This window comes from Devosia sp. CN2-171 (genome assembly GCF_049354815.1).
Classification (GTDB): domain Bacteria; phylum Pseudomonadota; class Alphaproteobacteria; order Rhizobiales; family Devosiaceae; genus Devosia_A.
In genome coordinates, this window is the sequence record NZ_CP186479.1 from 1,779,988 (window position 1) to 1,803,465 (window position 23,478).

Annotated in this window: 27 protein-coding genes; 12 read left to right on the forward strand and 15 right to left on the reverse strand. The window is 65.2% G+C overall.

Annotated elements, in window-relative coordinates; all coding sequences use genetic code 11:
• Positions 1-163: 163 nt before the first annotated feature.
• From ACOYW5_RS08850 to ACOYW5_RS08860, 3 genes are all read right to left on the reverse strand, one after another.
• A complete protein-coding gene (locus tag ACOYW5_RS08850; RefSeq protein WP_423068881.1) occupies positions 164-505 on the reverse strand; it encodes a hypothetical protein in 342 nt (113 codons plus the stop codon).
• A gap of 207 nt (positions 506-712) precedes the next feature.
• On the reverse strand, positions 713-1,165 hold the full coding sequence (locus tag ACOYW5_RS08855) for an NnrU family protein (protein WP_423069436.1): 453 nt from the start codon (positions 1,163-1,165) through the stop codon (positions 713-715).
• A gap of 40 nt (positions 1,166-1,205) precedes the next feature.
• A complete protein-coding gene (locus ACOYW5_RS08860; RefSeq protein WP_423068882.1) occupies positions 1,206-1,646 on the reverse strand; it encodes a pseudoazurin in 441 nt (146 codons plus the stop codon).
• Between the two features lie 221 nt (positions 1,647-1,867).
• On the opposite strand from ACOYW5_RS08860, the gene nirK reads away from it, so the two are divergent.
• Positions 1,868-3,016, forward strand: a complete 1,149-nt coding sequence (gene nirK, locus ACOYW5_RS08865; protein ID WP_423068883.1) for a copper-containing nitrite reductase — start codon at positions 1,868-1,870, stop codon at positions 3,014-3,016.
• 59 nt (positions 3,017-3,075) lie between these two features.
• On the forward strand, positions 3,076-3,981 hold the full coding sequence (locus tag ACOYW5_RS08870; protein WP_423068884.1) for an SUMF1/EgtB/PvdO family nonheme iron enzyme: 906 nt from the start codon (positions 3,076-3,078) through the stop codon (positions 3,979-3,981).
• A 72-nt stretch (positions 3,982-4,053) separates the two neighbouring features.
• Here ACOYW5_RS08870 and ACOYW5_RS08875 read toward each other — a convergent pair whose 3' ends face one another.
• From ACOYW5_RS08875 to ACOYW5_RS08885, 3 genes are read right to left on the reverse strand one after another with little or no spacing between them, the layout of a single operon-like run.
• Positions 4,054-4,191 (reverse strand): hypothetical protein, encoded by a 138-nt coding sequence (locus ACOYW5_RS08875; RefSeq protein WP_423068885.1) that lies wholly within the window; start codon positions 4,189-4,191, stop codon positions 4,054-4,056.
• 20 nt (positions 4,192-4,211) lie between these two features.
• Complete coding sequence (locus ACOYW5_RS08880) at positions 4,212-6,596, reverse strand: FtsX-like permease family protein (RefSeq protein WP_423068886.1); 2,385 nt, start codon at positions 6,594-6,596, stop codon at positions 4,212-4,214.
• Positions 6,597-6,601: 5 nt separating this feature from the next.
• The gene (locus tag ACOYW5_RS08885; protein WP_423068887.1) at positions 6,602-7,342 is read right to left on the reverse strand and encodes an ABC transporter ATP-binding protein; all 741 of its coding nucleotides are present in this window, start codon (positions 7,340-7,342) and stop codon (positions 6,602-6,604) included.
• A 127-nt stretch (positions 7,343-7,469) separates the two neighbouring features.
• Between ACOYW5_RS08885 and ACOYW5_RS08890 the strand changes: the two genes are divergently transcribed.
• The 5 genes from ACOYW5_RS08890 (at position 7,470) to ACOYW5_RS08910 (ending at position 10,898) form a co-directional block, all read left to right on the forward strand.
• Complete coding sequence (locus ACOYW5_RS08890) at positions 7,470-8,084, forward strand: TetR/AcrR family transcriptional regulator (protein WP_423068888.1); 615 nt, start codon at positions 7,470-7,472, stop codon at positions 8,082-8,084.
• Positions 8,085-8,227: 143 nt separating this feature from the next.
• Positions 8,228-9,424, forward strand: coding sequence for an MFS transporter (locus ACOYW5_RS08895; RefSeq protein WP_423068889.1), 1,197 nt, complete (start codon positions 8,228-8,230; stop codon positions 9,422-9,424).
• A 155-nt stretch (positions 9,425-9,579) separates the two neighbouring features.
• Complete coding sequence (locus ACOYW5_RS08900; protein ID WP_423068890.1) at positions 9,580-10,113, forward strand: AAA family ATPase; 534 nt, start codon at positions 9,580-9,582, stop codon at positions 10,111-10,113.
• Between the two features lie 93 nt (positions 10,114-10,206).
• Positions 10,207-10,596, forward strand: coding sequence for a DUF2147 domain-containing protein (locus ACOYW5_RS08905; RefSeq protein ID WP_423068891.1), 390 nt, complete (start codon positions 10,207-10,209; stop codon positions 10,594-10,596).
• Positions 10,597-10,688: 92 nt separating this feature from the next.
• The gene (locus tag ACOYW5_RS08910; protein WP_423068892.1) at positions 10,689-10,898 is read left to right on the forward strand and encodes a hypothetical protein; all 210 of its coding nucleotides are present in this window, start codon (positions 10,689-10,691) and stop codon (positions 10,896-10,898) included.
• A gap of 157 nt (positions 10,899-11,055) precedes the next feature.
• On the opposite strand, the gene ACOYW5_RS08915 is transcribed toward ACOYW5_RS08910, so the two are convergent.
• From ACOYW5_RS08915 to ACOYW5_RS08925, 3 genes are all read right to left on the reverse strand, one after another.
• Entirely contained in the window at positions 11,056-12,939 is a 1,884-nt protein-coding gene (locus ACOYW5_RS08915) for a pilus assembly protein TadG-related protein (RefSeq protein ID WP_423068893.1), read from the reverse strand.
• Between the two features lie 63 nt (positions 12,940-13,002).
• On the reverse strand, positions 13,003-13,620 hold the full coding sequence (locus ACOYW5_RS08920; RefSeq protein WP_423068894.1) for a L,D-transpeptidase: 618 nt from the start codon (positions 13,618-13,620) through the stop codon (positions 13,003-13,005).
• 144 nt (positions 13,621-13,764) lie between these two features.
• Complete coding sequence (locus tag ACOYW5_RS08925) at positions 13,765-14,199, reverse strand: response regulator (RefSeq protein WP_423068895.1); 435 nt, start codon at positions 14,197-14,199, stop codon at positions 13,765-13,767.
• 54 nt (positions 14,200-14,253) lie between these two features.
• Between ACOYW5_RS08925 and ACOYW5_RS08930 the strand changes: the two genes are divergently transcribed.
• Positions 14,254-14,850 carry a DNA-3-methyladenine glycosylase I gene (locus ACOYW5_RS08930; RefSeq protein WP_423068896.1) on the forward strand — a complete coding sequence of 199 codons (597 nt, stop codon included), beginning with the start codon at positions 14,254-14,256 and terminating at the stop codon, positions 14,848-14,850.
• Between the two features lie 131 nt (positions 14,851-14,981).
• On the opposite strand, the gene ACOYW5_RS08935 is transcribed toward ACOYW5_RS08930, so the two are convergent.
• The 3 genes from ACOYW5_RS08935 to ACOYW5_RS08945 all read right to left on the reverse strand — a co-directional run bounded on the left by ACOYW5_RS08935 (position 14,982) and on the right by ACOYW5_RS08945 (position 15,731).
• Positions 14,982-15,128 carry a hypothetical protein gene (locus ACOYW5_RS08935; RefSeq protein WP_423068897.1) on the reverse strand — a complete coding sequence of 49 codons (147 nt, stop codon included), beginning with the start codon at positions 15,126-15,128 and terminating at the stop codon, positions 14,982-14,984.
• A 78-nt stretch (positions 15,129-15,206) separates the two neighbouring features.
• Positions 15,207-15,434 (reverse strand): hypothetical protein, encoded by a 228-nt coding sequence (locus tag ACOYW5_RS08940; RefSeq protein WP_423068898.1) that lies wholly within the window; start codon positions 15,432-15,434, stop codon positions 15,207-15,209.
• A 78-nt stretch (positions 15,435-15,512) separates the two neighbouring features.
• Entirely contained in the window at positions 15,513-15,731 is a 219-nt protein-coding gene (locus tag ACOYW5_RS08945) for a hypothetical protein (RefSeq protein ID WP_423068899.1), read from the reverse strand.
• 423 nt (positions 15,732-16,154) lie between these two features.
• On the opposite strand from ACOYW5_RS08945, the gene hisS reads away from it, so the two are divergent.
• The 4 genes from hisS to ACOYW5_RS08965 are packed head-to-tail and all read left to right on the forward strand — an operon-like array spanning position 16,155 to position 20,243.
• Entirely contained in the window at positions 16,155-17,681 is a 1,527-nt protein-coding gene (gene hisS, locus ACOYW5_RS08950; RefSeq protein WP_423068900.1) for a histidine--tRNA ligase, read from the forward strand.
• Positions 17,678-18,763 (forward strand): ATP phosphoribosyltransferase regulatory subunit, encoded by a 1,086-nt coding sequence (locus ACOYW5_RS08955; RefSeq protein WP_423068901.1) that lies wholly within the window; start codon positions 17,678-17,680, stop codon positions 18,761-18,763. Before hisS ends, ACOYW5_RS08955 begins: the two co-directional genes overlap by 4 nt.
• Entirely contained in the window at positions 18,760-19,494 is a 735-nt protein-coding gene (gene hisG / locus ACOYW5_RS08960; protein WP_423068902.1) for an ATP phosphoribosyltransferase, read from the forward strand. Before ACOYW5_RS08955 ends, hisG begins: the two co-directional genes overlap by 4 nt.
• Positions 19,491-20,243 carry a TSUP family transporter gene (locus ACOYW5_RS08965; protein WP_423068903.1) on the forward strand — a complete coding sequence of 251 codons (753 nt, stop codon included), beginning with the start codon at positions 19,491-19,493 and terminating at the stop codon, positions 20,241-20,243. The genes hisG and ACOYW5_RS08965 overlap by 4 nt, the downstream gene beginning before the upstream one ends.
• A 189-nt stretch (positions 20,244-20,432) precedes the next feature.
• Here ACOYW5_RS08965 and ACOYW5_RS08970 read toward each other — a convergent pair whose 3' ends face one another.
• The 3 genes from ACOYW5_RS08970 to ACOYW5_RS08980 form a co-directional block, all read right to left on the reverse strand.
• Positions 20,433-21,740 (reverse strand): GH1 family beta-glucosidase, encoded by a 1,308-nt coding sequence (locus ACOYW5_RS08970; protein WP_423068904.1) that lies wholly within the window; start codon positions 21,738-21,740, stop codon positions 20,433-20,435.
• 144 nt (positions 21,741-21,884) lie between these two features.
• Positions 21,885-22,298: a GNAT family N-acetyltransferase gene (locus ACOYW5_RS08975; protein ID WP_423068905.1), complete on the reverse strand. Its 414-nt coding sequence runs from the start codon at positions 22,296-22,298 to the stop codon at positions 21,885-21,887.
• A gap of 4 nt (positions 22,299-22,302) precedes the next feature.
• The gene (locus ACOYW5_RS08980; RefSeq protein WP_423068906.1) at positions 22,303-23,376 is read right to left on the reverse strand and encodes an Mrp/NBP35 family ATP-binding protein; all 1,074 of its coding nucleotides are present in this window, start codon (positions 23,374-23,376) and stop codon (positions 22,303-22,305) included.
• Positions 23,377-23,478 lie beyond the last annotated feature (102 nt).

Below are 23,478 nucleotides of genomic sequence, written 5' to 3' on the forward strand. Positions count from 1 at the left end.
AGGTGTTTGATGGCAACTGCAGATTGCACATCACACGCACGGGCGATTTGAGGAGGATCAAGCGCGGTGCGGACGCCGGGGCACCTTCAGAAAAATGTCCCGACAGGCCGTGGAGCAGGCTACCGCAAGCGAGGATTTTGCGCCGGCGCAAGGACGCGCTCTTTCAGCTGGCTAACGCCTCGAGTTCGCGCCGTCGCTCCGGGGACAGGTCGAGCCGGAGAACGGTTGCGAGCAGCAGTTGCCTCGTCTTGCCCTTCGCGAGGCGAGCCACGCACACCAGGGTGGCCTGATAGGTATCGAGCCATGTCGGGTGCCGACGGGAGATGGCCTCGAGGCGGGTCGCGCTTGCAAGGACTTGCTCGGGTTCCGGCGACGCGACATCGTCCACCAGTGCCGGGAGGCTGACCCAAGCCTGTAGCTCGGATGCCGTTGGGCAAAGGGGACGTCTGGTTTCGATCTCCGTGGTCGCACCCCAGGAAGTGACGCTGATCGGAAGGCTGGCCATATCGACTCCTGCTCTCGTCCTTCCGGCGTATCGCAACTTGCGCCGGGAATTTTGAGGTAGCGCAAAGACCAGCGCACACTGGCCCGGGGAGCCGACGCTCTTTGCGCCGCCTCAAACTCGTTGGCTATAGCAGCGGCACGCCGGCGATCACTCCATGGCTGACGACCAGGATGGCATAGAGGACCAATCCTGCGCCGAACCGCAGCCCTACCGTTGGTGACAGTCTCGGGCGCACCCCTGCGCAAGGCTCGCCAGCGGGATGTTGGACGTCTTCGAGGCAAGCTGTTGCCAGACCCCATCGCCGAGCGCTCTTCGCGACCGCCGATCGAGCATCGCCATCCTGCCCCCCGACAGCAGCGCAAACAGCCCGAAGGTCATGACGTGCGAGAGATCGCCATTCAGGAGCAGGTGCGAAATCGACCAGACCAGCATGGCCCAGAGGAGCGGGTGGCGGACGAAGCCGGCCGCTCCGGGATGGTCCGGATCAAAGCCCCTCTTCGCTCCCAGCGAGAGCGGATTGGGCATGGTGAGCGCAAAGACCGCCAGGACTGACGCGACCAGCATCCCGATTGCCGGCACCAGACTCTGCCAGTCCGCCCGCGGCCACAACTCGAGGTAGGGCGCATTGGCAGCGGCGCCGATGACCCAGGCAAGGGCCAGGAGCGAGGCGGACCACGCGGATCCGCCTCATAAGCGTGTCCTAGAGGGCAAGCTGATCAGTGATGGCCGTCATGCGCTCCTGCGCCTTCTTGGGCAGTTTCACCGCCTTGATGGCTTCCGCGTCGATTGGGTCATCTCCAACGACGACCAGGGCCACCATGCCCATGCCGAGATGCGGTGCGCATTTGACACCATATGCCCCCGGCGCGGTGAAGGTGACGACGATCTCCTTCCCCATCGCGCCCTTGAAAGCCTCGGCGCCGGCAGGCAGCAGGTCCTTGATCGCCTCGGCGTTGTGTCCCTTGTCGGTGGGAATGAATGTAACGGTGTCACCCACTGCTACCTTGGTCAGGGCCGGCTCGAAGACCATCGCGCCGCCCTCGCCCTTGTTCAGCATGCGGACTTCGAAGTTCGCGGCCATCGCCGGAGCGGCAGCGAGGACCAGCAGCGCCGCGGCAGCGAGGGTCTTGAGGGTACGCATAGTGGTTCTCCGTAAAACGAGGACACGGTCTTCATGTCCTTTCGCGGCTATTTCCTCGATTGCCGACAAGTTCTCTTTGATGAGGATCAAACAAATGACTTCTGGCGCTGTACAAAACGCCGCACCCACAATTTGAGGCGGATCAAAGAAGAGGGTCAGCGGCGGGCATATTCCACAGTCGAACCGGGCGCACGGGTGCCCTTAAACGGTGGAGACCCAAAATGGACGGTCAGGATAAAGTAGAAGTATCGCGCCGCACGCTGCTCGGCGCCGCCGCGTTTGCCGGCGTTTTCGGTGCAGTGCTTGCTTCGGTGCCGGCCCAGGCCGAGGAAGCCGGAGTGACGACCGGCCCTGCTCCTGACCTGTCGGCACTTCCGCGCAAACGGGTCGAGTTGCTGAACCCGCCGTTCGTGCATCCGCATGAGCAGGTCGCAACCGTCGGCCCCCAGGTTGTCGAGTTTGAGCTGGTCATCGAAGAAAAGCAGCTCGTCATCGACGAGTATGGCACAACCGTGCCGGCCATGACCTTCAACGGCTCGGTCCCCGGTCCGCTGATGGTGGTGCACCAGGACGACTATGTCGAACTGACACTGATCAATCCCGACACCAACCAGATGCAGCACAATATTGACTTCCACGCGGCGACGGGCGCGCTCGGTGGCGGCGGGCTTACGCTGATCAACCCCGGCGAGCAGGTGAAGCTGCGCTTCAAGGCCACCCGGGCGGGCGTATTCGTCTACCACTGCGCACCGGGAGGTCCGATGATCCCGTGGCATGTCGTGTCGGGCATGAACGGCGCCATCATGGTGCTGCCGCGTGACGGGCTGAAGGACGGCGCGGGCAAGCCGCTCAAGTACGACTACGTCTACTATGTCGGTGAGCAGGACTTCTACGTTCCGAAGGACGCCGACGGCAACTTCAAGACCTACGAGTCGGCTGGTGACGGCTACGCCGACATGCTCGAGGTGATGAAGACGCTGACGCCGACGCACGAAGTCTTCAACGGCGCCGTAGGTGCGTTGACCGGTGAGAACGCGATGACCGCCAATGTCGGCGAGACGGTGCTCATCGTTCACTCGCAGGCCAATCGTGACACCCGGCCACATCTGATCGGTGGTCACGGCGACTATGTGTGGGCCACGGGCAAGTTCCGCAACGCACCGGAAGTCGACCTCGAGACCTGGCACATCCCAGGGGGCTGTGCTGGCGCGGCGCTCTACACGTTCCTCCAGCCGGGCGTCTACGCCTACGTCAACCACAACCTCATCGAGGCCGTTGAACTCGGCGCCACCGCCCACTTCAAGGTTGGTGGCGAGTGGAACGACGATCTGATGACCCAGGTTCAGGCGCCCACGCCGATCGACGGCTAAGCGTCCGAAACGGCGGTGGCTCGACATGCACGGGCCACCGCATTCTCGAAGGTGCAATCATGACGCACACAGTCGCGCACCAAGATAAGACCGCACTGCTGGTGCCCATCGTCCTGCTTGCTGGACTGCTGGCGACGATCGGGATGCAGACGGGGGCCATACGGCTTCCAGTCGTCACGACCTCGAGCTTGGCTCCGATTACAGTGACAATTGCACCCCGTGCCTACACCTACCGTGCTCCCGGGGAGTTCGTGCGCGGCACTGCCACAGTCGACGGTCCCCTTGTCAGCATCGACAACCCGGCGCCTATCGAGATCATGAAGTATCAAGTCAGCGCGTCGGACTATGACCGGTGCGTTGCCGACCGTGGCTGCAAGAAGGCGGAACCGCGCCGCCGGGGCCTGGCCGATGTTCCGGTGACCGGCGTGAGCTTCAACGACGCCAATGAGTACGCCAAGTGGCTCAGCGAAAAGACCGGTCAAACCTGGCGCCTGCCGACGATCGGCGAATGGGCATTCGCCGCGGGCAGCAAGGCGCGCGACCACGCACTCGATATCGAAACCGACGCCAAGGACCCGGCCGAACGCTGGCTCGCCTTCTACGAGCGCGAAGCGAAGCTCGGCTCGAATGCCCTCGCCACCCCCAGCCCTATCGGGACCTTCGGCGAGAATGAGTATGGCGTCGCCGACCTGGCGGAAACTGTGTGGGAGTGGACAGCAACCTGCGGAAGCCGCACGATATTGGGTCCGGCCGACGAAACGCTCACGTATCTCGATTCGTGCGGGGTCCGCCTTCTGGAAGGCAGGCACCGCACCCCGATGAACGTCTTTGTCCGCGACGCGCAAGGCGGTGGCTGCACCATCGGCGCTCCTCCGGACAACCTTGGTTTCCGGCTGGTGCGGCAGCGCGAGTGGTGGCGCGCCCCGTTCGACTTCGCGCTCGGGCTGTTCCACCAAAGCAGCTGACGACGGCGACCCATGCGACCAGCGCCCTTACTGCGCCGGCGCCGCGAGACGAAGTCCGGGTGGGTTGGTCGGCTAGCCGCCATGCTGTGGCGGGGCATGGACTCTGGCGATCATACCGACGAGATCGAGGCTATGGGCAGCCCAGCCGACGAGGCCAATGGCAACCGCGATGACGGCGATGGTCAGGATTAGGCGAGTGCTGCGACGCATGGTTTTCTCTTGTGCCCAGATCAGGTGTAGGCGAGCGCCTGACGAACGACGAGGCGCGACGCGCGCCAGGCCGGAACAGCGCTGGCAACGAGTGCGATGATGAGCACGGCGGCGAGCCAGATGCCGGCGGCCATGGCGGAGACAACGAAGGGCAGAGCGGTGCCGAACATCACGGTGCCGGAAAGGCCGATCAGGGCGATGAGCGGCAGCGCCAGGACCATCGCTGCGAGCCAGCTCAGGCCGGCGGTGAAGAGGCCTTCGCCGGCGATGATGATGAGCACTGTCGCGGGGGTCGCCCCGACGGCCTTCATCACCCCGATCTCGCGGGTGCGCTCGAGCACGTTGACCGTCATCATCGAGGCAAGGCCGAGGCCGCCGATCAGCGCCAACAACACGGCGGCCGCAATCAGCATGGTCACCGGCACTTCGACGTGGCCGACAAGGGCGAGATAGAGCGTGTCGATCGGCATCGCCCGCTCGATCTGGATCTCTGCTTCCGCCAGCGCGGTCTCGACTGCGGACAGCGCCGCCTCCGGGCCGCCCGGGAAATCCGGCGAGAGCACGGTCCGCACCATCTGTCCGCCCGTGGCGCCGGCGATCGCTTGGAAGGCGGACTTGTTCACATAAGCACCGCCGCCGCCTATCTCCCGGACCACGCCCGCCAGCGTCCAGTTGCGGGCCTTGCCGTCCACCTCGAGCGTGACCCTGTCGCCAAGCTTTGGCGCTGAGGGCCCCCGGTAATTCTGTTGGGTGAGAACCAGGGCGTCGGTGTCGCCCGCTTGAAGCCAGCGGCCCTGGATCAGTGGCATGGAAACGAGGTCGGTGGCCGGCGGAACGCCGATGATCGAAAAACTGCCGTGCCCGCGATCGGGATAGGTTCGCATGATGCTGAGCTGATCGGCGTTGGCGTAGGCCGTCTCGGCAATGCCCCAGACTTCGTGCCGCGTCACGGCGCCCGAGGCGGCGAGCGCCTGCTCGATGCGCGTTTCCTCGACCGGCGCCGACAGCCGAAACTCGACGTCGTAGTGGCGGCTGGTCAGAGCGCTGGCGGCGATCTCGCGCCATCCGTCCCTTGCGCTCAGTGCGGTGACGAACAGGGCTCCGCCGGTGGCGAGCAGCGCCAGCGAAAGAAAGAGCCGGCCGCGCCGGCGAAAGGTGTTTCGCGCCGCCAGCAGCCAGACGAGGCCGAGGCCACCGACGCGACCTGATACGCGCCCCGATGATTGGGCGCCAAAGCGCGAGGCGACGCCGGTCGAGGACAGCGCCTCCCGCACGGTGACGTTGCTGGCGCGAACGACCGCAGGCAGGGCCGCGATGATCGGCATCAGCAGCCCCGCCGCGATCACCACCCCGAAAATCCAGAGCGGGAACGAGCTGTCGAGGACGAGAAAGTTCATGGTATTCGCCATGACGACGGAGAGCCCGCCGGCCGCCCACGCACCCAACGGCAAGCTGACAAGCAGCGCCAGCGCTCCAAGGGCAAGGAGAGCGACGAGGTAGAGGCCGGCGATCTGGCCGCCTCTGGCGCCGACAGCCTTCATCACTGCAATTTCTCGGGCCTGCCGGGCGAGGGTTGCGGCAAGTACTGCCGCCACGAGAATGGCCGCCAGGACGAAGGCCAGGATGGCGAGGCCAAGGAACATCAGCAGCGCGCTACTGATCTGACCCTGATGCGGGTGCTGCCCGGCCGGCGGCGCCTTCACGTCATGCACGTCGAATCCACGGGCCTTGAGAGCCTCGGCCAGCTCCAGCGCCTTGCCGTCGATCTGCGCCTGTGTCGGGCTGCCGTCGAACTTGATGCGCAGCTCTTTGACCGCCGCCGGTTCTCCGAGCGCCGACCACGTCGCAAGGCTCATATAGCCGTAGCCGGATTGCTCCTGCCACGCCGGCGCCAGCGTCGTATCGTGGACGGTGCCCGTGACCGGCACGCCGGCAACCCGTCCAGACGGCGTTCGAATGCTGACACTGTCGCCGATGCCCGCCGCGAGCGTATCCGCCGCGAGACGCTCAACGAGCATCGTCCCGTCCGGCGGCGGCCATGCGCCGGCTTCGGGACGGAAGAGGTTCATCTGCATGGTGTCGAAGTCATCGACGACAAAGACCAGCATCCGCATCCACTCGCCGCCGACATCGGCTCGCGCCTCGATGACGGAGCGAGCCTCGGCCGTGGCGACCCCCGGAAACTCCCTGGCGAAGGCCAGCACTTCCGGCGTCACTGCGCTGACGTCGATGGTCACATGCGCGGGGTTCGTGCTCAGATAGTTGGTGCGTACTTCGCGGGTGACGATGCCGTACGCACCCAGCATGGCGGTCACCGCAAAGAGCGCGAAGGCGATCGCCGTGAGCATCAGCAGCCCCCGGCCGCTTTCCGCCTGAATATCTCGCCAGAGCTTGATCCAACGCATGGTCTCTACTCCGCGGCCCGGACGCGACGACCGGCGGTATCGCTGTCGACGACCCCGTCGCGCAGCACGATGTTGCGATCGACGCGGGCGGCGATGTCGCGCTCATGCGTGACGATGACGACCGTGGTGCCCCTGGCGCTGAGATCGGCGAAGAGCCCAAGCACGTCGTCGGCGGTCCGCGAGTCGAGATTGCCGGTGGGCTCGTCGGCGACCAGCAACGGCGGATCATTGGCGAGGGCACGGGCGATGGCCGCTCGCTGCTGCTGTCCACCGGACAGCGCCGAGGGAAACTTGTCGGCCTGGTCGCCGATGCCTACCCGCCCCAGCAGCTCCATGGCTCGCTCGCGACGCTTACCGACATAGGTGCCGCAGAGGTCCATCGGCAGCATGACATTTTCGGCAACTGTGAGCGTCGGCAGGAGCTGGAAGAACTGAAAGACGATGCCGACATTGCGTCCGCGCCACGCCGCCAGCGCGGTTTCGGATTTGCCGGTGATCGATACGCCGGCGACCGTGATGCTGCCGGTACTGGCGCGATCGATGCCGGTCAGCAGGTTGATCAGCGTCGACTTGCCGCTGCCGGACTTGCCGACGACGGCGAGAAAGTCGCCGCGATCTATGTCGAGGTCGATGCCCGACAATGCGGTGAACGTGCCGGCCGGCGTTTCATAGGTCTTGCCGACCCGGCTCATCACGATCAGTGGAACCCTGCCGCCGGGCGCGCGGTCGTCTTGATCCAGCTTCATCAACTGCCTCCTGACTACGGGACACATGTGTGATATTGAACACTTGTCTCGGAACGCAATGAACAGAGAGATGTCGATGTCCAGTTCGGAACATCCGAACCAAAATGCCCGGAAAAACCCGCTCCACGTGAATTTCGCAGGGCATGGCAATGTCGACAGGCGGGCGCTGCGGACGCGGCAGGCGTTGCACCAGGCACTGATCCAGCTCATCGTCGAGCGGGACTATGACGAGATCAGCGTCATGGACATTGCCGAGGCGGCCAATGTCGGCCGCTCGACGTTCTATGCGCACTTCACCGACAAGGACGATCTGCTGCGCAGCGGCACGGTGCATTTCCGCGACATGCTGCTTAAGGACCACGCCACGCGGCACAAGTCCGATGGTCCCGACGGCCAGCTCCTCAGCTTCAGCCGCTTTATGACCGAGCACCTCAGCGAGCGAAAGGACCTCTACCGCGCCCTCAAGCGTGGCCGGGCCGGCCCGATCATCATGGAAGCGTTCCGGCTGTACGTGTGCGAACTCGTCCGCGCGGACCTCAGTGCACGGGCGGCGAAAGCTGGGCATCCCCACGATACCGAACTGGCGGTGCAGTTCATCGTTGGCGCGTTCATGTCGGTTCTCAGCTGGTGGATGGATCGCGGTGCCAAGGAAGATCCCGCCGACATCGATCGTGCCTTCACCGCGCTTGCGAGCGATGGTTTCTTGCGGCTGTTCCCTGGCAACGCCTCTGGTCACGTCTAGGACCGTCGAAATATCCGCTAGGGCCAAATTAGCGTGTCCCATAGCAATTCTCCTCGAAATGGAACGTTCGGCCTGAGGGCCGAGCCGGCTATCGGATTGGCCGGGCTCGAGATTCTGGCTATGGATGCGCGGGGGAGATATTCATGGACCAAACCACGCCGCGGCGCCTGCCGATGCCGGTGCTGATGTCGGCGAGCCTGTTTGCCATCGGCATCAGTCTCGCATCGACGGCGCCCTATGATGCGATCGTCGCCATCGAGGCGCTCAAGATCAGCCATGGCGACTTCGCGCTGATCCTCACGGCCGCGTCGCTGGCGGGGCTGGTCGCTTCGGTGCTGCTGGGGTGGCTGTCGGACCGGATCGGGGACCGGCGCGTGCTGATCGTGGTTGCGGCACTGCTTGGGGCGGTCGGCTTCGGGCTGGTTTACCTGCTGCGCAGCCCGGTCGGCTTTGCGATCTCCTACTGCCTGCTGCTGCCGCTGGGCAATACTGCGTTCAGCCAGACCTTTGCCTATGCGCGGGTCTATTTCGACCAGCGCGACCATGCCCGCTCGGAGTTCCGGATCACCGCGCTGCGCTCGGTCTATGCCGCATCCTGGGTGCTGGTGCCGCCGCTCGCAGGCTGGATCGCCGCGGTTTACCAGGTGTTCGACATCTATCTCCTCGCGGCAGTGGGCTATCTCTGCTGCGCCGCGATTTCGCTGGTGCTGCTCGGCAGCGAGGAGGCGCGGATCATGAAACCGGTGACAAGCCATGCAACGGCTCCGGCGAACGCGATCGCGACGCCGATGCTGATCGGCATTGGCGGCGTCGTGCTGATCAATGTCGCCATCCGGGTCAGCGGCACGGTGACGCCGCTGGCGATGATCGGCAATTTTGGCGGCACGACGGGGGATGTCGGGATCGCATCGGGCATCAGGGCGCTGATCGAGATTCCGCTGATGCTGCTGTGGGGCCTCGCCGGGCAGCGCTTCCGCAAGCCGACGCTGATCGCCGCGGGGGCGCTGATCTTTGCGCTCTACATGGTGCTGATGACGCAGGCCCGGAGCGTGACCGATGTGTTCTGGCTGCAGATCCCCTGCGCCGTTGCCATCGCAGTGCTGGTCAGCATTCCGATCAGCTATATGCAGGAAGCGATCAGCGGCCGCGTCGGGCTCTCGACATCGCTGCTCGATGTGACGCTGGTGGTGTCGGCCCTGCTCGCCGCCGGCCTGTTCGGCGCCCTCGCAACGCCCGACACCTATCTCAGCCTGTTCTGGGTGGCAGGAGGACTGGCTGCAGCTGGCGCGGTGGTGATGGTAGTTGCGCATCATGTGGTGGAGCGGCGAGCCATCGCCTGAACCGTTGACGCCACAGGGCGGTGGGCGCATTCTCACCGTTGCACCTCCTCGCGTTGGCCATCGCCACGCGCTGCAGCGCAATCCCCCTGACTGACCGATCCTGCCGCCGCCACAGGTCTGTGCGCGGCGTCCTCCAATCACATCAGGAGCGAGGCATGGCCCGCGAAATCATCCTCACCGGCGCTCCGGGCGCCGGCAAGACGCTTATCCTCCGGCAGCTCGAAGTCGACGGGATCGACGTCGTCGAGGAGGCGGCGACCGATGTCATTGCGCTGCAGCATGGGCTCGGCGTCGCCGAGCCGTGGATGCGGCTGGAGTTCACTGAGACCATTGCGCAGCTGCAGGTGCAGCGGGTGGCGCGGCCGGCGCTGGGCGAGGTGCGGGTGTCGGACCGTTCGCTGGTCTGCACCCTGGCGCTGGCCGAGTATCTCGGTCACCCCATTCCGGCGCTGCTGGAGCGGGCGATCGCCGAGAGCATGGAGCGGCGTGAGTTCGAGCGGCGGGTGCTGTTCGTCGAGCTGCTCGGCTTCATCACGCCCACCGACGCGCGGCGGATCTCGCTGGCGGACTCGCAGCGGTTCGAGGCGTTCCATGTCGCCGCGTACGAACGGCTGGGGTTCGAGCTGGTGCGGATACCGCCGCTGCCGCTCGAGGAGCGGATGGCACTGGTTCGGGCGGAAATCGGATGAACGCCAACTGAATGGGGGGTTGGCCGTGGGTTCAAGGCGAATGGTGTGAAACGGACGTCAACACTTCCTTCATCAATGCCCCGGGGGGCCGAAATGATCATTCGTTCGTCGATCGCCGCTTTTGCCTTCGCCACCGCTGCTCTGTCGCTGACGCCCGCCTTCGCGGCCCAGTCGCCAGCCGGCACCTGGGAGACCGTCAGCGGGGAATCCCGCTTTGAGGTGACGCTCTGCGGTGACGGCACGCAGGTGTGCGCCAAGCTGGTGTGGCTGCGCGACGACGCCAGAACCGCGGAGAACCTGCCCTATCTCAACAGCTACGTGCTGATGGGAGCCAAGCGCGCGCTCGAGAACAAGTGGCGCGGCAGTGCCGAGTACATGGGCGAAGTCGTCAAAGGCACGCTGACCCTGGTCGACGGCGACACCATCACCATCAACGGGTGCAAGGGCGCCCTGTGCCAGAAGTTCGAGTTGACGCGGATATGATCGGAAAAGTGCCTAACACCGGCAACCTGCGCCGTCTCTATCGCGTTGTTGCGCTGCCCCAAGGAGGGACAAGCCGGATGGAGCGTCGTGTGGTGCGTTTGACGTCGACTGAAGCGAGCGCTCGCGCGAGGCTGGCGCTGGCGGCGAGACTGCGCCCCGCGTCGCGCCCCGTTCCCCACATCGCGCCCAAGGACGAGCCCGAGGCGATCATGACGGTCAGCTTCGAAGGCCTCACCGAGCGCGAACAGGAAGCGGCGCTCGCCGCCTTTCCGGGCGGCAAGCGGTTCGTCTTGGCGAACTAGCCACGGCTTCTTTCTTTCAATTACCGCCGGTGTCATCCCTGCGAAGGCAGGGATTCATTTCTCCGCCGGCGCAGCCTGCCCGTTGGGTCCCCGCTTTCGCTGGGATGACAGGTGAGGCCAGTCGTAGCTTACCACCGACCTTCAGTGACCCAACCGGTTATTCCGACAGTCGCAGATTGGCGAGTTCGTCGGCGATTTCCTTGAACACAGCGGTGAGTTCGCTCGACTGCGTGGGGAAGTAGGCCATTGAGCTTGTAGTGGCGCAGTTCGTCAGCAGGTCGATGGTCTTCTGGTTCGGGGCATTGAGGCCGATCGTGTAGATCGAGATGCCGGCCAGCTTGGCATTCGCGCACGACTCGAGCGCCCGGCTATCCATCGCGGCCGTTACCTCGTCGTCGTTCGAGGGCAGGGGATAGTCGGTGCTGAATATGCGTCCGTTGTAGGACGTGCCGCCATTCTGGGAAGGCGCGCCCGGCCAGCCATAAGCCTGGAAGGTATCGGCCAGGTTCATTGTCGAGCCGTAGTTGTCGACGGTGTTCTCGCCGTCCGTCATCAGGATCATCACCTTCGACGTCGCCGCCTCGGGAGGCTTGGCCTGGGTCAGTGGTGCGGTGGGCGTCAGCATGTGAAAGCCCCAGATCGCACCCTGGTGGATGTTGGTGTAGCCCTGCGGGGACATTGCGTCGATTGCAGTCTTCACCGTCGACTTGGTCGCAGTGAGCGGGGTCAGCGCATTGGTCGGACAGTCATCGTTGGGCGAGCCGCCGCTGGCGCTGCCGGTGTACTTGCACAAGCGCTCCTGCAACACGCGGTCGGAGAATTGATAGGAGCAGGTCTTGGTGCTGGTCAGACGGTAGCGGTTGGGATTCTTGCTGGTCCGGACGCTGCTGGTGGTAGTGGAGCAATCCGCCGTGATCTCCACGCCGTTCTTGTCTGGCATGGAGGCCGGCGCAGTGCTGGCAGCAGGAGACACCGACGCGCCACTCCATGAGGTCTGGGTCCGTGTGACAGTGGGAGTGTTGCCGCAGCTGCTATAGGTCTGAGTGCTGCAGTTGGTTTTCTCGCTCGTCTCGACCCAGGTGCCGGCGTCCTTGTTGGTGCAGGCGTTCGGCCTGTCGCTCTTGTACGAATTCTGGTACCCGCCCGAATCCGGCGTATCCGGCGCGAACTGCGGCACGAAGAGCGTGTCGGGCGTGGCTGAGGTCGGTTCGGTGTCGTTCGTGTCGTACGGGTAGGGCCGCGCTTCGACACAACCGCGCCAACTCACCCCCATCGCGGTGTAGAGAGCGAAACGATTGACGGCGCCAGTGTACGGCGTCGCCTCGTTGTCGTCGTTGTCAAAATTGTCGTTGGCGATGCTGGAGAGACCGGCCGTGTCCATCCAGGTCGCGGTCTTGTTGCCGGTGCCGACATTGACGAAGCCGGTGAAGGGAACGATGCCGATCCAGATGTTCGGCTCGGTCGGCGCCAGGTCGTTGGTTGCCGTAACCTTGGCGTCCGTGCATTCATCCAATGCGTTGAACAGGACGTTCATCGCGCAAAGGGCCGCCTTCTTCAGGTTGGTCATGCGGCTCAGCTGACCCATCGAGCCCGAGTTATCGAGCACCATGGCGACTTCGAGGTTGAGGCGCTTGCGGGTTGCCTCCGAGACGATGCGGGTGGTCATCGAGGGGATGCCGACCAGTTGCACGAAGGCGGTGCTGACGGTGACGGTGGCCTCTAGGTGCAGCGTACCGTCGCCGGTGCTGGAGGTTGCGACGTCGACATTGGTTACAGCGCTGGCATCGCCCAGCCGTTCGTTGAGCAGGGAGAGTGCGCTCGCCTTCAGAGCTTCCGAGGTGGGCGCGGGCGTGTCGAAGATGGTCGGCTGCAGGCCAAGGGCGGCGGAATCGAGAGCCACCTGCGCCCGGGCACGCACCGTTTCGACATGCGTGTAGTCGACCGCGGCGCCGGCGAAGGCGACAATGGCAATCGCCATGACGCCGAAAATCACCGCGAAGACACCGCGCTCATCGTCGCGGAACCGTATGAGAAGATCCACCAGACCGCGCATAGCGACCAAAACCCCCAGAAATCCGGGGGTCAGTGTCGTCGAAAATCCTAACTAAAGAACAATCACCTTCGCGCCAATTTTTACGCGTTCGTACAGATCTTCCACGTCGGCATTGACCATGCGGATGCAGCCCGACGACACGTTCTGGCCGATGGTCCAGGGCTCGTTGGTGCCGTGGATGCGGTAGAGCGTCGAGCCGATATAGATGGCGCGGGCGCCGAGCGGGTTGTTGATGCCGCCAGCCATGTGGGCCGGGAGATTGGGCTGGCGCCGGCGCATTTCGGGCGGCGGGGTCCAGCCGGGCCACTCGGCCTTGCGCGTCACCCGGTGGCTGCCGCTCCACTCGAAACCGTCACGGGCGGTGCCGATGCCGTAGCGCATGGCCTTGCCGTTGGGGAGCACCAGATAGAGGAACTTCTCGCCGGTGTTGACGATGATGGTGCCGGGCTTCTGGTTGCCGGCATAGGCGACGACCTGGCGGCGGAACTGGGGCGCGAGCTTGATCTTGCCGCTCTTCATCCGAACCTCGGACCGCGGCTTGGCGTCGCTCATCGAATCCAGTCGATCGAACAGGAAGAAGCGCTGGGCGGCCTGGGCCGTATCGACGAAGACGGTAGACGCCAGAACAACAGCGGTTGCGGCAAGCACCGCGCGAGACTTACGCAGCATGGCACACTCATCAGTTTACGCCCCGGGGAGCTGGGGCGGCGGGCAGTATCGGAGAGAATATCGAAAGGGTCGTGAAGCGTTATAGTAAAGTTTGGGTGATTTGCGGTGCGCAACGGGACAGATGAGCTCGGGCAGCGCGACCGTCTACAGCAAAACCTGCGCGGCGCCCTGCTCTTCCTCGAGGTCCCATCCGCCGGGGACCAGCTTGCCGAGTGCGGTGGCGACCTGTGCCACGGTGAAAGGCTTTACGAGGATTTCGCCGACGCCGAGTTCGCGGGCCCGGGCGAAGGTGTCGCGATTGGGATAGGCGGTGACCATCACCACCGGCGGTCGTTTGCCGGCCGGGAAATACGGGCTGCCGAGGATCTCGAGCAGCGCGCCGCCGGTCATTTCCGGCATGTACCAATCCAGGAATACGATATCGTAGCGCGTGCCGAGGATGGCGCCGGTGGCGGAGGCGGCGCCGGTGTGCTCGTCAATTTCAGCAAGACCAAGCTTGCGCAACGTGGCAGCCATGGCGGCACGCGCATGGGCATTGTCGTCGACGATCAATGCCTTCAAATCCTGCGGAACGATCACGGCCCAGCCCCCCAGCCGATTCGCGTAGGCGCCACTATTTACCTGGAGACCCGCATGTCAACGCCGCCCCTCACCCGCTGCTTCTGGGCCGGAAGCGATCCGCTCTATATCGGCTACCACGACGAGGAGTGGGGCCGGCCGGTGACGGACGACAACCGGCTGTTCGAAAAGCTCTGCCTCGAGGGGTTCCAGTCGGGGCTGGCGTGGATCACCATCCTGCGCAAGCGCGAGAATTTTCGCGCGGCGTTCCTGGGTTTCGACATCGACAAGGTGGCGGCGATGGGCGAGGCCGATATCGAGCGGCTGGTGCTCGACGCAGGCATCATCCGGCATCGCGGCAAGATCGCCTCGACCATCAACAATGCCAAGCGCGCGCAGGAGATCATCCGCGAGTTCGGCTCGTTGGCCCATTACATCTGGGGGTTCGAGCCCGAGCCGGTGGCGGGGCCGATCATGGCGGGGAGCATTCCGGCACAGACCGAGGCTTCCAAGGCGCTGAGCAAGGATCTGCGCAAGCGCGGCTTCTCGTTCGTCGGGCCGACCACGGTCTATGCGTTCATGCAGGCGATGGGGCTGGTGAACGATCATGTCGACGGGTGCTTCTGCCGGGCGGAGAGCGAAGCGGCGCGGGCGGGGTTGAAGCGGCCTTAGCCTCCCCCGTTTACGAGGAGGGGGCCGCCGGAGGCGGTGGAGGGGGCGATCACACGAACCGAGTCCAGCCTCGCCCCCTCCACCAGCTTTGCTGGTCCCCCTCCCCCGCTGCGCAGGGGAGGATGAAGGCCCTACGGCCGGTACAGCAGCAGCGCCAACAGGGCGACCGTAGAGAGCCGATCGTCGGGTAGCGGCCACTCGGTGCGGTTCCGGTTGACGGTGGGCTCCGGAGCCGGACGTGTGCGGCGCCGGAGGGGCAGGAAATTTTGCAAACGCATGGTCGTGTCCGGACGCGGTGAGCGCCGGCTCCTTGAGTTGATTTGCGGTGGATGCGCTCCCCCGAGGGGGAGCGCGAGTCAGCAGCGGAAGTCAGGCGGCAGGCCGATATCCTTCAGCAGATGCGGCGACAGGTTCGCCGGGCGGCCGATGGGGTGCGGGCCAATGGTGCGTTTGAGCATCGCGTTGGCCTTGCGTTTCAGCATGAACAGCCGGACTCGGTCGAAGAGGTTGAGCCCTCGCTCTACCTCGGCGTCGAACGCCTCGACGATGCGACCTTCACTGTAGTCGCGCAGAAGGGTGATCATTTTTCCCTCACGAAATGATCTGAGAGGACGAAGCCCGGTGGGCTTCGCCTCGGGAGGACGAGCCGCCAGGCGGCTCGCCTACGGAAAGTCCCAGTGGCTCCTGGGCTCGAGCACTTCGGGCATCAGCCCGACGTCGCGCCTGAGGTGCTGCGACAGTGGCGGTGACCCGCGCGACTGTTGCCGGCGTTCAGCGCGCGCCAGCTGGGCGCTGGCAAGTCTCGTGACAATGGCTGAGACCAATGCGCCGGCGATACCGGTGTGGGAGCGACGGGTGTTCGTGCGGAGTTCGAGAGTCATGGTGGCAATCCGGGCGCAAAGCGGCCCGGTCCTCTGGTTGAAAGACGAATGGGCGGCGACGGAATCGACACGCGCGAAGGCGTGCCATGGCGAAGCCGGTTACGATGTGCAGGCGGAGGCTAGGTAAGGCCGGATGGAATGATCCCGGGGAGGGATCGGCGCACTAGGCGCGAGCGATTCCGGCTGGAAGAACGCCAGGGCCCGAGACGTGATTGAACATGGTCATATGCACGCCTCCTCTGTTGCTGGCGTTGAACGAGTGGGCTGATACGCCTGATTCCGTTCGGCGCCAACCCCTATTGCGACAGGCTGACGCACCCTGTAAGGCACTGTTGCCGCATCGACACACCCACCTTCCTTGAGTCAAAGGGGGGTTTCCGTTACGAGACAGCCTCAGATTCCGGGCTCACCCAAATACCGATCATGACCGACAAGAAGAAGCTCATCGCGCCGCGGCTGCCGCGCGGCTTCGAGGACCGTTTGCCCGCCGAGATCGCGGCCGTCGACGAGATGGTGCGCAAGATCCGCACGGTGTACGAGCGCTATGGCTTCGATCCGGTCGAGACGCCGCTGTTCGAATACACCGAGACGCTGGGCAAGTTCCTGCCCGATACTGACCGGCCGAACGCCGGCGTCTTCTCGCTGCAGGACGACGACGAGCAGTGGCTGAGCCTCCGCTACGATCTCACCGCGCCGCTGGCCCGGCACTTCGCCGAGAATTTCAACGACCTCGCCCGGCCTTATCGCTCGTACCGGGCGGGCTACGTCTTCCGCAACGAGAAGCCGGGGCCGGGGCGATTCCGGCAATTCATGCAGTTCGATGCGGATACGGTCGGGGCCGCCGGCCCAGAGGCCGATGCCGAGATGTGCATGATGATGGCGGACACCATGGATGCGCTCGGCCTGGCCGGGAAGTACGTGGTGAAGGTGAACAACCGGAAGGTATTCGACGGCCTTCGCGAGTTGCTTGAGGTCGAAGACGACGATCGTTGGCTGATCATCATGCGCGCCGTCGACAAGCTTGATCGTCTCGGCCTCGGTGGCGTCCGGGCGCTACTTGGCGATGGTCGCAAGGACGAAAGTGGCGACTTCACCCATGGCGCGAACCTACCGCCGAGCCATATCGACCGGATCTTGAATCTTACCGGGTGGGGCGAGCATGGGTCTGGCGCCGGCGGCGCTGCCAACGGCATTACAATCGACAATATGCGGCGCGGAAATGAGGCCAACCCGACTCTAGCGGCTGGCTGTGACGAACTCGAAGCCATGAATCGACTGTTCGACGCGGCTGGTTACTCGGATATGGGAGCGGAGCGCATCAAGATCGACCCCTCCGTCGTCCGCGGCCTCGAGTACTACACCGGCCCTGTCTTCGAGATCGAACTGACCTTCAAAGTCCAGAACGAAAAAGGTCAGGACGTGGTGTTCGGGTCGGTCGGCGGCGGTGGCCGTTATGACGGGCTGGTGTCGCGCTTCCGCGCCGAGCCGGTGCCGGCGACGGGCTTTTCCATCGGCGTCTCCCGCCTCGCCAATGCGCTGAAGCTCACGGGCAACCTTGGCGCAACCGAGCCAGTTGGTCCGGTGGTCGTCCTCGTGATGGATAAGGAGCAGACGGCGCGTTATCAGGCGATCACGTCTGCCCTGCGCAAGGCCGGGATCCGGGCCGAGATGTTCATGGGCAACACCAAGAATTTCGGCAAGCAGGTCGCCTATGCCGACAAGCGCAATTCCCCGGCCGTGATCATCGAGGGCAGCCAGGAGCGCGAGAACAACAAGGTGCAGATCAAGGACCTGATCGTCGGCAAGGAAGCCGCAGCCGGGATCAAGGACAATGCCGAGTACAAGGCGGCGCGTCCGGGTCAGTTCGAATGCGATTGGGATCTCGAGTCGATCGTCGCCGCCATTTCCGCGCTGCCCGCCGTGGCCGCCTACCTCAAGGCCAACAAGTGAAGACAGCGTCGGAGCGATATGCCGCTCTGGTGCGGCTGGTTGAGTCGCGCACGGTGACGCGCGCCGAGGTGCCGCTGCTGCTGCCGGCCGGGCCGTATTTCGACCTTGCGGGCGAGGAGTTCGGACGGAACCTGCTGCTGACCACGACCAATAATGGGCTCGAGTACTGCCTCCGCCCGGATTTCACCCTGCCGATCGCGCAGCAATATATCGAGGACGGCATGATGGGGGTGGCTTCGGCCTTCACCTATCTCGGCCCGATCTTCCGGCAGCAGAATTCGACCCCGGTGGAGTTCGAGCAGGCCGGGCTCGAGCTGCTCGGCCAGCCCGATGCGGATAATGCGCTCGACCAGGTGCTGACCTTTGCGCGCTGGGCGCTCGCCATCTACGACATCACCTCGCCCAATGTGCGCCTCGGCGGCGTGGGGCTGTTTGAGTCCTTCCTCGAGGCGTCCAACGTGCCGCTCGCCTGGCGCAGCCGCATCCGGCACCGCTTCGGGCATCCCGAGGCGTTGGCGCGGCTGATGGATCGGCTGGCGAACCCCGAAGAAAAGATCGAAGGCCCTGCCCCGGACAGCCGCGACACGGTGATCGAGATAGTCACCGACGCGATGCTTTCGGGCGGGCTCAGCCTCATCGGCAGCCGCACGCCCGAAGAGATCGCCGACCGCTATCTCGAAAAGCAGGCGCTCGACGCGGCGCCGATCGATCCGGATACGGTCGCGCTGCTGCAGAGCTATCTGGCGGTCGCGGAGAGCGCCAACACGGCCTTCGACCGCATTTCCGAGATGTGCAAGGAAGTCGGGTTCGATTTCGACGAGCCGCTGTACCAAGTCCGCAATCACGCAGCGGCGCTGCAGGCGCTGTCGCCGGGCGCCGATGTGATCTTCGATGCGAGCTTTTCGCCGCGGCTCGACTATTACACCGGCATCGTGTTCGAGATGACGGGCACCGATGGCGAAGTGCTGGCCTCGGGCGGCGAATATGACCGCATGCTGGAGCGGCTCGGTGCGCCGGAGCCGGTAAAGGCCTCGGGCTGTGCGCTCTGGGTGGACCGGCTGGAACGGGAGGCAACGCAATGAACGGGCTTCCCGGCGGATTGACCCTCGCCGTGCCGAGCAAGGGCCGGCTGGAAGAATTGACCCGCAAGGCGTTCTCGACCTCGCGGCTGACCATCGCCCGCCCGGGCGGCGCGCGCAGCTATATCGGCTCGATCAAGAACCAGCCGCAGGTGACGGTGCGCTTTTATCCGGCGGCCGAGATCGCGCGCGAGCTGATCCTCGGCGGCGTCGATATCGGCGTCACCGGGTCTGACCTGATCCACGAAGCATCAGAGAACGGCGAGGAGAACGTGCTGTTCGTGCGCGGCCTCGGGTTCGGCGAGGCCAATGTGGTGGTGGCGATCCCCGATTCGTGGATCGACGTGCAGCAGATGAGCGATCTCGCCGACGTCGCGTCCGATTTCCGCGCCCGGCATGGCCGCTGGCTGCGCGTTGCAACCAAGTATGTGAACCTGACGCGGCGGCATTTCGCCAAATACGGCATCGCCGAGTACCGGATCGTCGAGAGCGCCGGCGCCACGGAAGCCGCTCCAGCGGCGGGTTCGGCCGACCTCATCGTCGATATCACCTCGTCGGGCTCGACGCTTGCGGCCAACCAGCTGCGCGTGCTCGAGGACGGGCTGATCATGCAGTCGGAAGCGAACCTGATCGTGTCGCGCACGGCCGACTGGACGCCGCTGCGCAAGGCGCAGCTCGAGGCGCTGCTGTCGATCATGGGTGGGGTGCCGCCGGGGATATCGACCCTCCTTTGACCTTCGACCTGCTGACGCTTGTCGCCTTGGGATTCGTCGGCTTGCTGGCGGGGTTCGTTGATGCCATTGCGGGTGGGGGCGGGCTGATTGCCCTGCCCGCGCTGCTCGCCGTAGGGATACCCCCGGTCGCCGCATTCGGCACCAACAAGGTGCAATCGGTGGTTGGCACGGCCATCGCCGCGGCTACCTACTGGCGGCGCGGGTTCGTGTCGTTCAAGGCGCTGGGTGTCGCCATTCCGCTGACCTTTGCCGGTGCCTTCCTCGGCGCCCTGTCGGTGAAGCAGGTCGACACGAGGCTCCTGAGCTACGCGGTGCCGGTGGCGCTGATCGCCATCGCCATCTATTTCGCCTTCGCGCCGAAGCTGACGGACGAGGACAGCCATGCGCGGCTGTCCTTCGCGCTCTTCGCGCCGGTGATGGGGTTCGTCATCGGCTACTATGACGGCATCCTCGGCCCGGGGACCGGCTCGTTCCTGACGCTCGGCTTCGTCACGCTGTTCGGGCTGGGGGTGACGCGGGCGGCCGGCAACACCAAGGCGCTGAACCTCACCTCCAACCTCGGGGCACTGGCGCTGTTCATTCCGTCGGGCGACGTGGTGTGGCCGGTGGCGGGGGTGATGATCATCGGGCAGGTGATCGGGGGATACCTCGGGGCGCTGACCGGGATCCGGTTCGGCGCGCGACTCATCCGGCCGCTGGTGGTGGTGGTGTCGATCCTGCTGGCGGTTCGGCTGCTGGTGTTTCGGTAGCGGCACACAGACATCGAGGCTGTGGCGCACCCCCCACCCACCGGCTTCGCCGGTCCCCCCTTCCCACAAGGGGAAGGGAAAGCGGACAGCCGCTAGCTCCGGGATTGCAGTCGGGTTTCCCTCTCCCTTGTGGGGAGGGGGACCACGCGAAGCGTGGTGGGGGGGTGGCCCCAACCACCCACCGTTCGATCACCGCGTATTGTGCAGCATCCCCTGGAATGCTCGGTAGCTCCCCTTGGGCGTGCGCTTCTGGGTCTCGTAGTCGACGTGCACGATGCCGAAGCGGGAGGTGTAGCCTTCGGCCCATTCGTAATTGTCGAGCAGTGACCAGGCGAAGAAGCCGCGCACGTCGGCGCCCTGTGCCTGGGCGTTGGCCACAGCGCGGAGGTGGCTGTCGTAGAACTTCACCCGGCGCGTGTCGTCGGTTTCGCTCATGCCGGTTTCGGTGATGTAGAGCGGGAGCTTGGTGTATTCGCGGCTGACGCGCACCAGCAGGTCCTCGAGGCCCTTGGGGTAGATTTCCCAGCCGAGATCGGACTTGGGCAGGTCGCCCTTGATACCGGTGTAGGGGAAGACCGGCCGCGTCGCGTCATACTTGTAGAGCCCGCGCGTGTAGTAGTTGATGCCGAGCCAGTCGAGCGGGCGGGAGACGACCTCCATGTCCTTCTCGAAACCGTCGGGCAGGTACTGCGCCAGCCTGTTGGTCAGTAGCTCGGGGTAGCGGCCCTTGAACAGGCCATCGAGATACCAGCGGTTGAACAGGGCATCGCCATAGTCGAAGGCGAGCTGATCCTCGGCGCTGTCGGAGGCAGGTTCGGCCTTTTCGAGATTGAGCACGATGCCGAGGTTTTTGGCGCCCTCGGCGCGCAGGGCATCGATGGCGGTGCCGTGGGCGAGCAGAACGTGGTGCATGGCGCGGGCGGCGGCGCGGACGTCGCGATAGCCGGGCGCGTGGATGCCTAGGAAGTGGCTGAGGAAGGCGACGCACCAGGGCTCGTTGATGGTCGCCGTGGCATGCAGGCGATCGCCGAAATGGCGGCCGACCAGAGCGGCGTACTCACCGAACCAGCCGGCGATATCGCGGTTCATCCAGCCGCCCTTGTCCATGAGGGCGCTCGGCAGATCCCAGTGGTAGAGCGTGGCATAGGGCTTGATGCCGCGTTCGAGCATGCCGTCGATGAGGCGATCGTAGAATGCGAGGCCCTTGGGGTTTATCGCGCCGATGCCCTCGGGGATGAGGCGCGGCCAGGCGAGAGAGAAGCGGTAGGCCTCGAAACCGCCGTCGCGGACGAGATCGAGGTCCTCGGGCCAGCGGTTGTAGTGGTCGGTGGCGACAGAGCCATTGTCGGCGCGCTTCACGTTGCCGGGGGTGGCCGAGAAGGTGTCCCAGATCGAGGAGCCGCGGCCGTCGATCTGGCCGCCCTCGATCTGGTAGGCGGCGGTGGCGGCGCCGAAGGTGAAGTTCGGGCCGAGGTCCTCGCGGGTGATCTCGAACATGGTCTCTCCTCGAATCGGGTGGCGCTTGGCGCTCGTTGTGGTCGATCCACCCGGCCGATTCACGACATGAGGATCAATGTAATCGATTGCATAGCAATGGAGGGGGAGGATGTCACCCCCGGCACGGTTCACGACTGACGGTGCCTAGGGTAGCCGGACGAAGACCAGTTCGGGGTCGCCCGGATCGAGATTGTCGATCCCGCCGCTCTCCACAAAGCCCAGCTGCGGCAAGAGATTGCGCATCGCTGCGTTGGACTTGTTGGTCGAGGTCCAGAGCTTCTCGCCCGGCGGGGTAAGTCCGATGCAGTGCTCGACGAGCCCCCGGCCAATGCCGGTGCGACGAAGGGCCGGCGTGACCACCAGCAGTTCGATGAAGGGCGAGTGAAAGAACGTGCGCGTGAGCACCAGGTAGCCGACTGCAACGCCGTCCTGCCACGCGATGTGACACTCGCTCGCTGCGACATGCGCGGCAATGGCGGCACGGCGTTCGGCGCCGGCGGGCGCGATACCAATGATCGCGTCGAGGTCGGCTTCAGTGGCAAGCGTGAACGCGAGCATCCGCTCAGGCCCGAAGCTGAGGATGCGTCGCGAGGAGTGTGCGCACGATGGCGCGGAAGGCCTGCGCCTCGGGGCCGTCGGGATTGGTGGCCACCACCGGGCGGCCAGCGTCGGAGGTTTCGCGGATGGCCATCACGAGCGGGACTTCGCCGAGGAACGGGACGCCGAAGGTCTTGGCCGCGCCTCGCGCGCCGCCGTGGCCGAAGATGTCGTAGCGCGTGCCGGTGTCGGGGGCGACGAAGTAGCTCATGTTCTCGACGAGGCCGAGGATGGGAACGCCGGTCCGGGCCAGCATGTCCATTGCCTTGTGGGCATCGATTAGCGCCAGATCCTGCGGGGTCGAGACGATCACTGCGCCGAGCAGTGGGACCTGCTGGACCAGCGAAATCTGGATATCGCCGGTGCCGGGCGGCAGGTCGACGACGAGCACGTCGAGCCCGCCCCAATCGGTCTCGCGCAGCAGTTGGCGCAGCGCCGACGTCGCCATAGGGCCGCGCCAGACCACGGCCTGGTTGGCAGTCAGCATGGAGCCGATCGACATGGCCTTCAACCCGAAGGCTTCGTGCGGGGTGAAGATGCCGTCGTCGCGCACGGCCGGCTGGCCTTCGAGACCGAGGAGTTTCGGGATCGACGGGCCATAGAGATCGGCATCGAGGATACCGGTGCGGAGGCCTTCGGCGGCGAAACCGAGCGCGAGGTTGACCGCGACGGTGGATTTGCCGACGCCGCCCTTGCCCGAGCCGACGGCGACGATGTGGCGGACGCCCGTCACCGCCTCGCGCTGCGGCGGGCCGGGCCGGGCCTTGGGCTGGCCGGCCGCCGCCTGGGCGCGATCGGAGGTCAACGACACCATGACCTTGCGGCCCTCAGCGACCTTCTGCGCCGCGGCCTGGGCCTGTTCGCGGGCCGGGCCGAAAGCGGCCTCCATGCCGGGCGCAACGGAAATCGCAAAGGCGACCGCGCCGGACGTGACGATGATCTCGCTGAGGCCGCCATAGCCGGCGAGCGCGCCGCCACCGGGGATTTCGACGGCAGCGAGAGCGGACTTTACCGCGGCGGCGATGGATTCATTGGGCATTGCCGGCTTCCATGTGTGTGGCCGCCCCCTCCACCAGCTTCGCTGGTCCCCCTCCCCCACTGCGCAGGGGAGGACCACGGAGAGGTTGTGCCACAGCAGCCT

What these genes read in the sequence shown, in the direction of transcription:
- ACOYW5_RS08850 (WP_423068881.1), bottom strand. Translation starts at nt 505, where the DNA reads ATGGCCAGCCTTCCGATCAGCGTCACTTCCTGGGGTGCGACCACGGAG.
- ACOYW5_RS08860 (WP_423068882.1), bottom strand. Translation starts at nt 1,646, where the DNA reads ATGCGTACCCTCAAGACCCTCGCTGCCGCGGCGCTGCTGGTCCTCGCT.
- nirK (WP_423068883.1), top strand. Translation starts at nt 1,868, where the DNA reads ATGGACGGTCAGGATAAAGTAGAAGTATCGCGCCGCACGCTGCTCGGC.
- ACOYW5_RS08870 (WP_423068884.1), top strand. Translation starts at nt 3,076, where the DNA reads ATGACGCACACAGTCGCGCACCAAGATAAGACCGCACTGCTGGTGCCC.
- ACOYW5_RS08875 (WP_423068885.1), bottom strand. Translation starts at nt 4,191, where the DNA reads ATGCGTCGCAGCACTCGCCTAATCCTGACCATCGCCGTCATCGCGGTT.
- ACOYW5_RS08880 (WP_423068886.1), bottom strand. Translation starts at nt 6,596, where the DNA reads ATGCGTTGGATCAAGCTCTGGCGAGATATTCAGGCGGAAAGCGGCCGG.
- ACOYW5_RS08885 (WP_423068887.1), bottom strand. Translation starts at nt 7,342, where the DNA reads ATGAAGCTGGATCAAGACGACCGCGCGCCCGGCGGCAGGGTTCCACTG.
- ACOYW5_RS08895 (WP_423068889.1), top strand. Translation starts at nt 8,228, where the DNA reads ATGGACCAAACCACGCCGCGGCGCCTGCCGATGCCGGTGCTGATGTCG.
- ACOYW5_RS08900 (WP_423068890.1), top strand. Translation starts at nt 9,580, where the DNA reads ATGGCCCGCGAAATCATCCTCACCGGCGCTCCGGGCGCCGGCAAGACG.
- ACOYW5_RS08905 (WP_423068891.1), top strand. Translation starts at nt 10,207, where the DNA reads ATGATCATTCGTTCGTCGATCGCCGCTTTTGCCTTCGCCACCGCTGCT.
- ACOYW5_RS08920 (WP_423068894.1), bottom strand. Translation starts at nt 13,620, where the DNA reads ATGCTGCGTAAGTCTCGCGCGGTGCTTGCCGCAACCGCTGTTGTTCTG.
- ACOYW5_RS08930 (WP_423068896.1), top strand. Translation starts at nt 14,254, where the DNA reads ATGTCAACGCCGCCCCTCACCCGCTGCTTCTGGGCCGGAAGCGATCCG.
- ACOYW5_RS08935 (WP_423068897.1), bottom strand. Translation starts at nt 15,128, where the DNA reads ATGCGTTTGCAAAATTTCCTGCCCCTCCGGCGCCGCACACGTCCGGCT.
- ACOYW5_RS08940 (WP_423068898.1), bottom strand. Translation starts at nt 15,434, where the DNA reads ATGATCACCCTTCTGCGCGACTACAGTGAAGGTCGCATCGTCGAGGCG.
- ACOYW5_RS08945 (WP_423068899.1), bottom strand. Translation starts at nt 15,731, where the DNA reads ATGACTCTCGAACTCCGCACGAACACCCGTCGCTCCCACACCGGTATC.
- hisS (WP_423068900.1), top strand. Translation starts at nt 16,155, where the DNA reads ATGACCGACAAGAAGAAGCTCATCGCGCCGCGGCTGCCGCGCGGCTTC.
- hisG (WP_423068902.1), top strand. Translation starts at nt 18,760, where the DNA reads ATGAACGGGCTTCCCGGCGGATTGACCCTCGCCGTGCCGAGCAAGGGC.
- ACOYW5_RS08970 (WP_423068904.1), bottom strand. Translation starts at nt 21,740, where the DNA reads ATGTTCGAGATCACCCGCGAGGACCTCGGCCCGAACTTCACCTTCGGC.
- ACOYW5_RS08975 (WP_423068905.1), bottom strand. Translation starts at nt 22,298, where the DNA reads ATGCTCGCGTTCACGCTTGCCACTGAAGCCGACCTCGACGCGATCATT.
- ACOYW5_RS08980 (WP_423068906.1), bottom strand. Translation starts at nt 23,376, where the DNA reads ATGCCCAATGAATCCATCGCCGCCGCGGTAAAGTCCGCTCTCGCTGCC.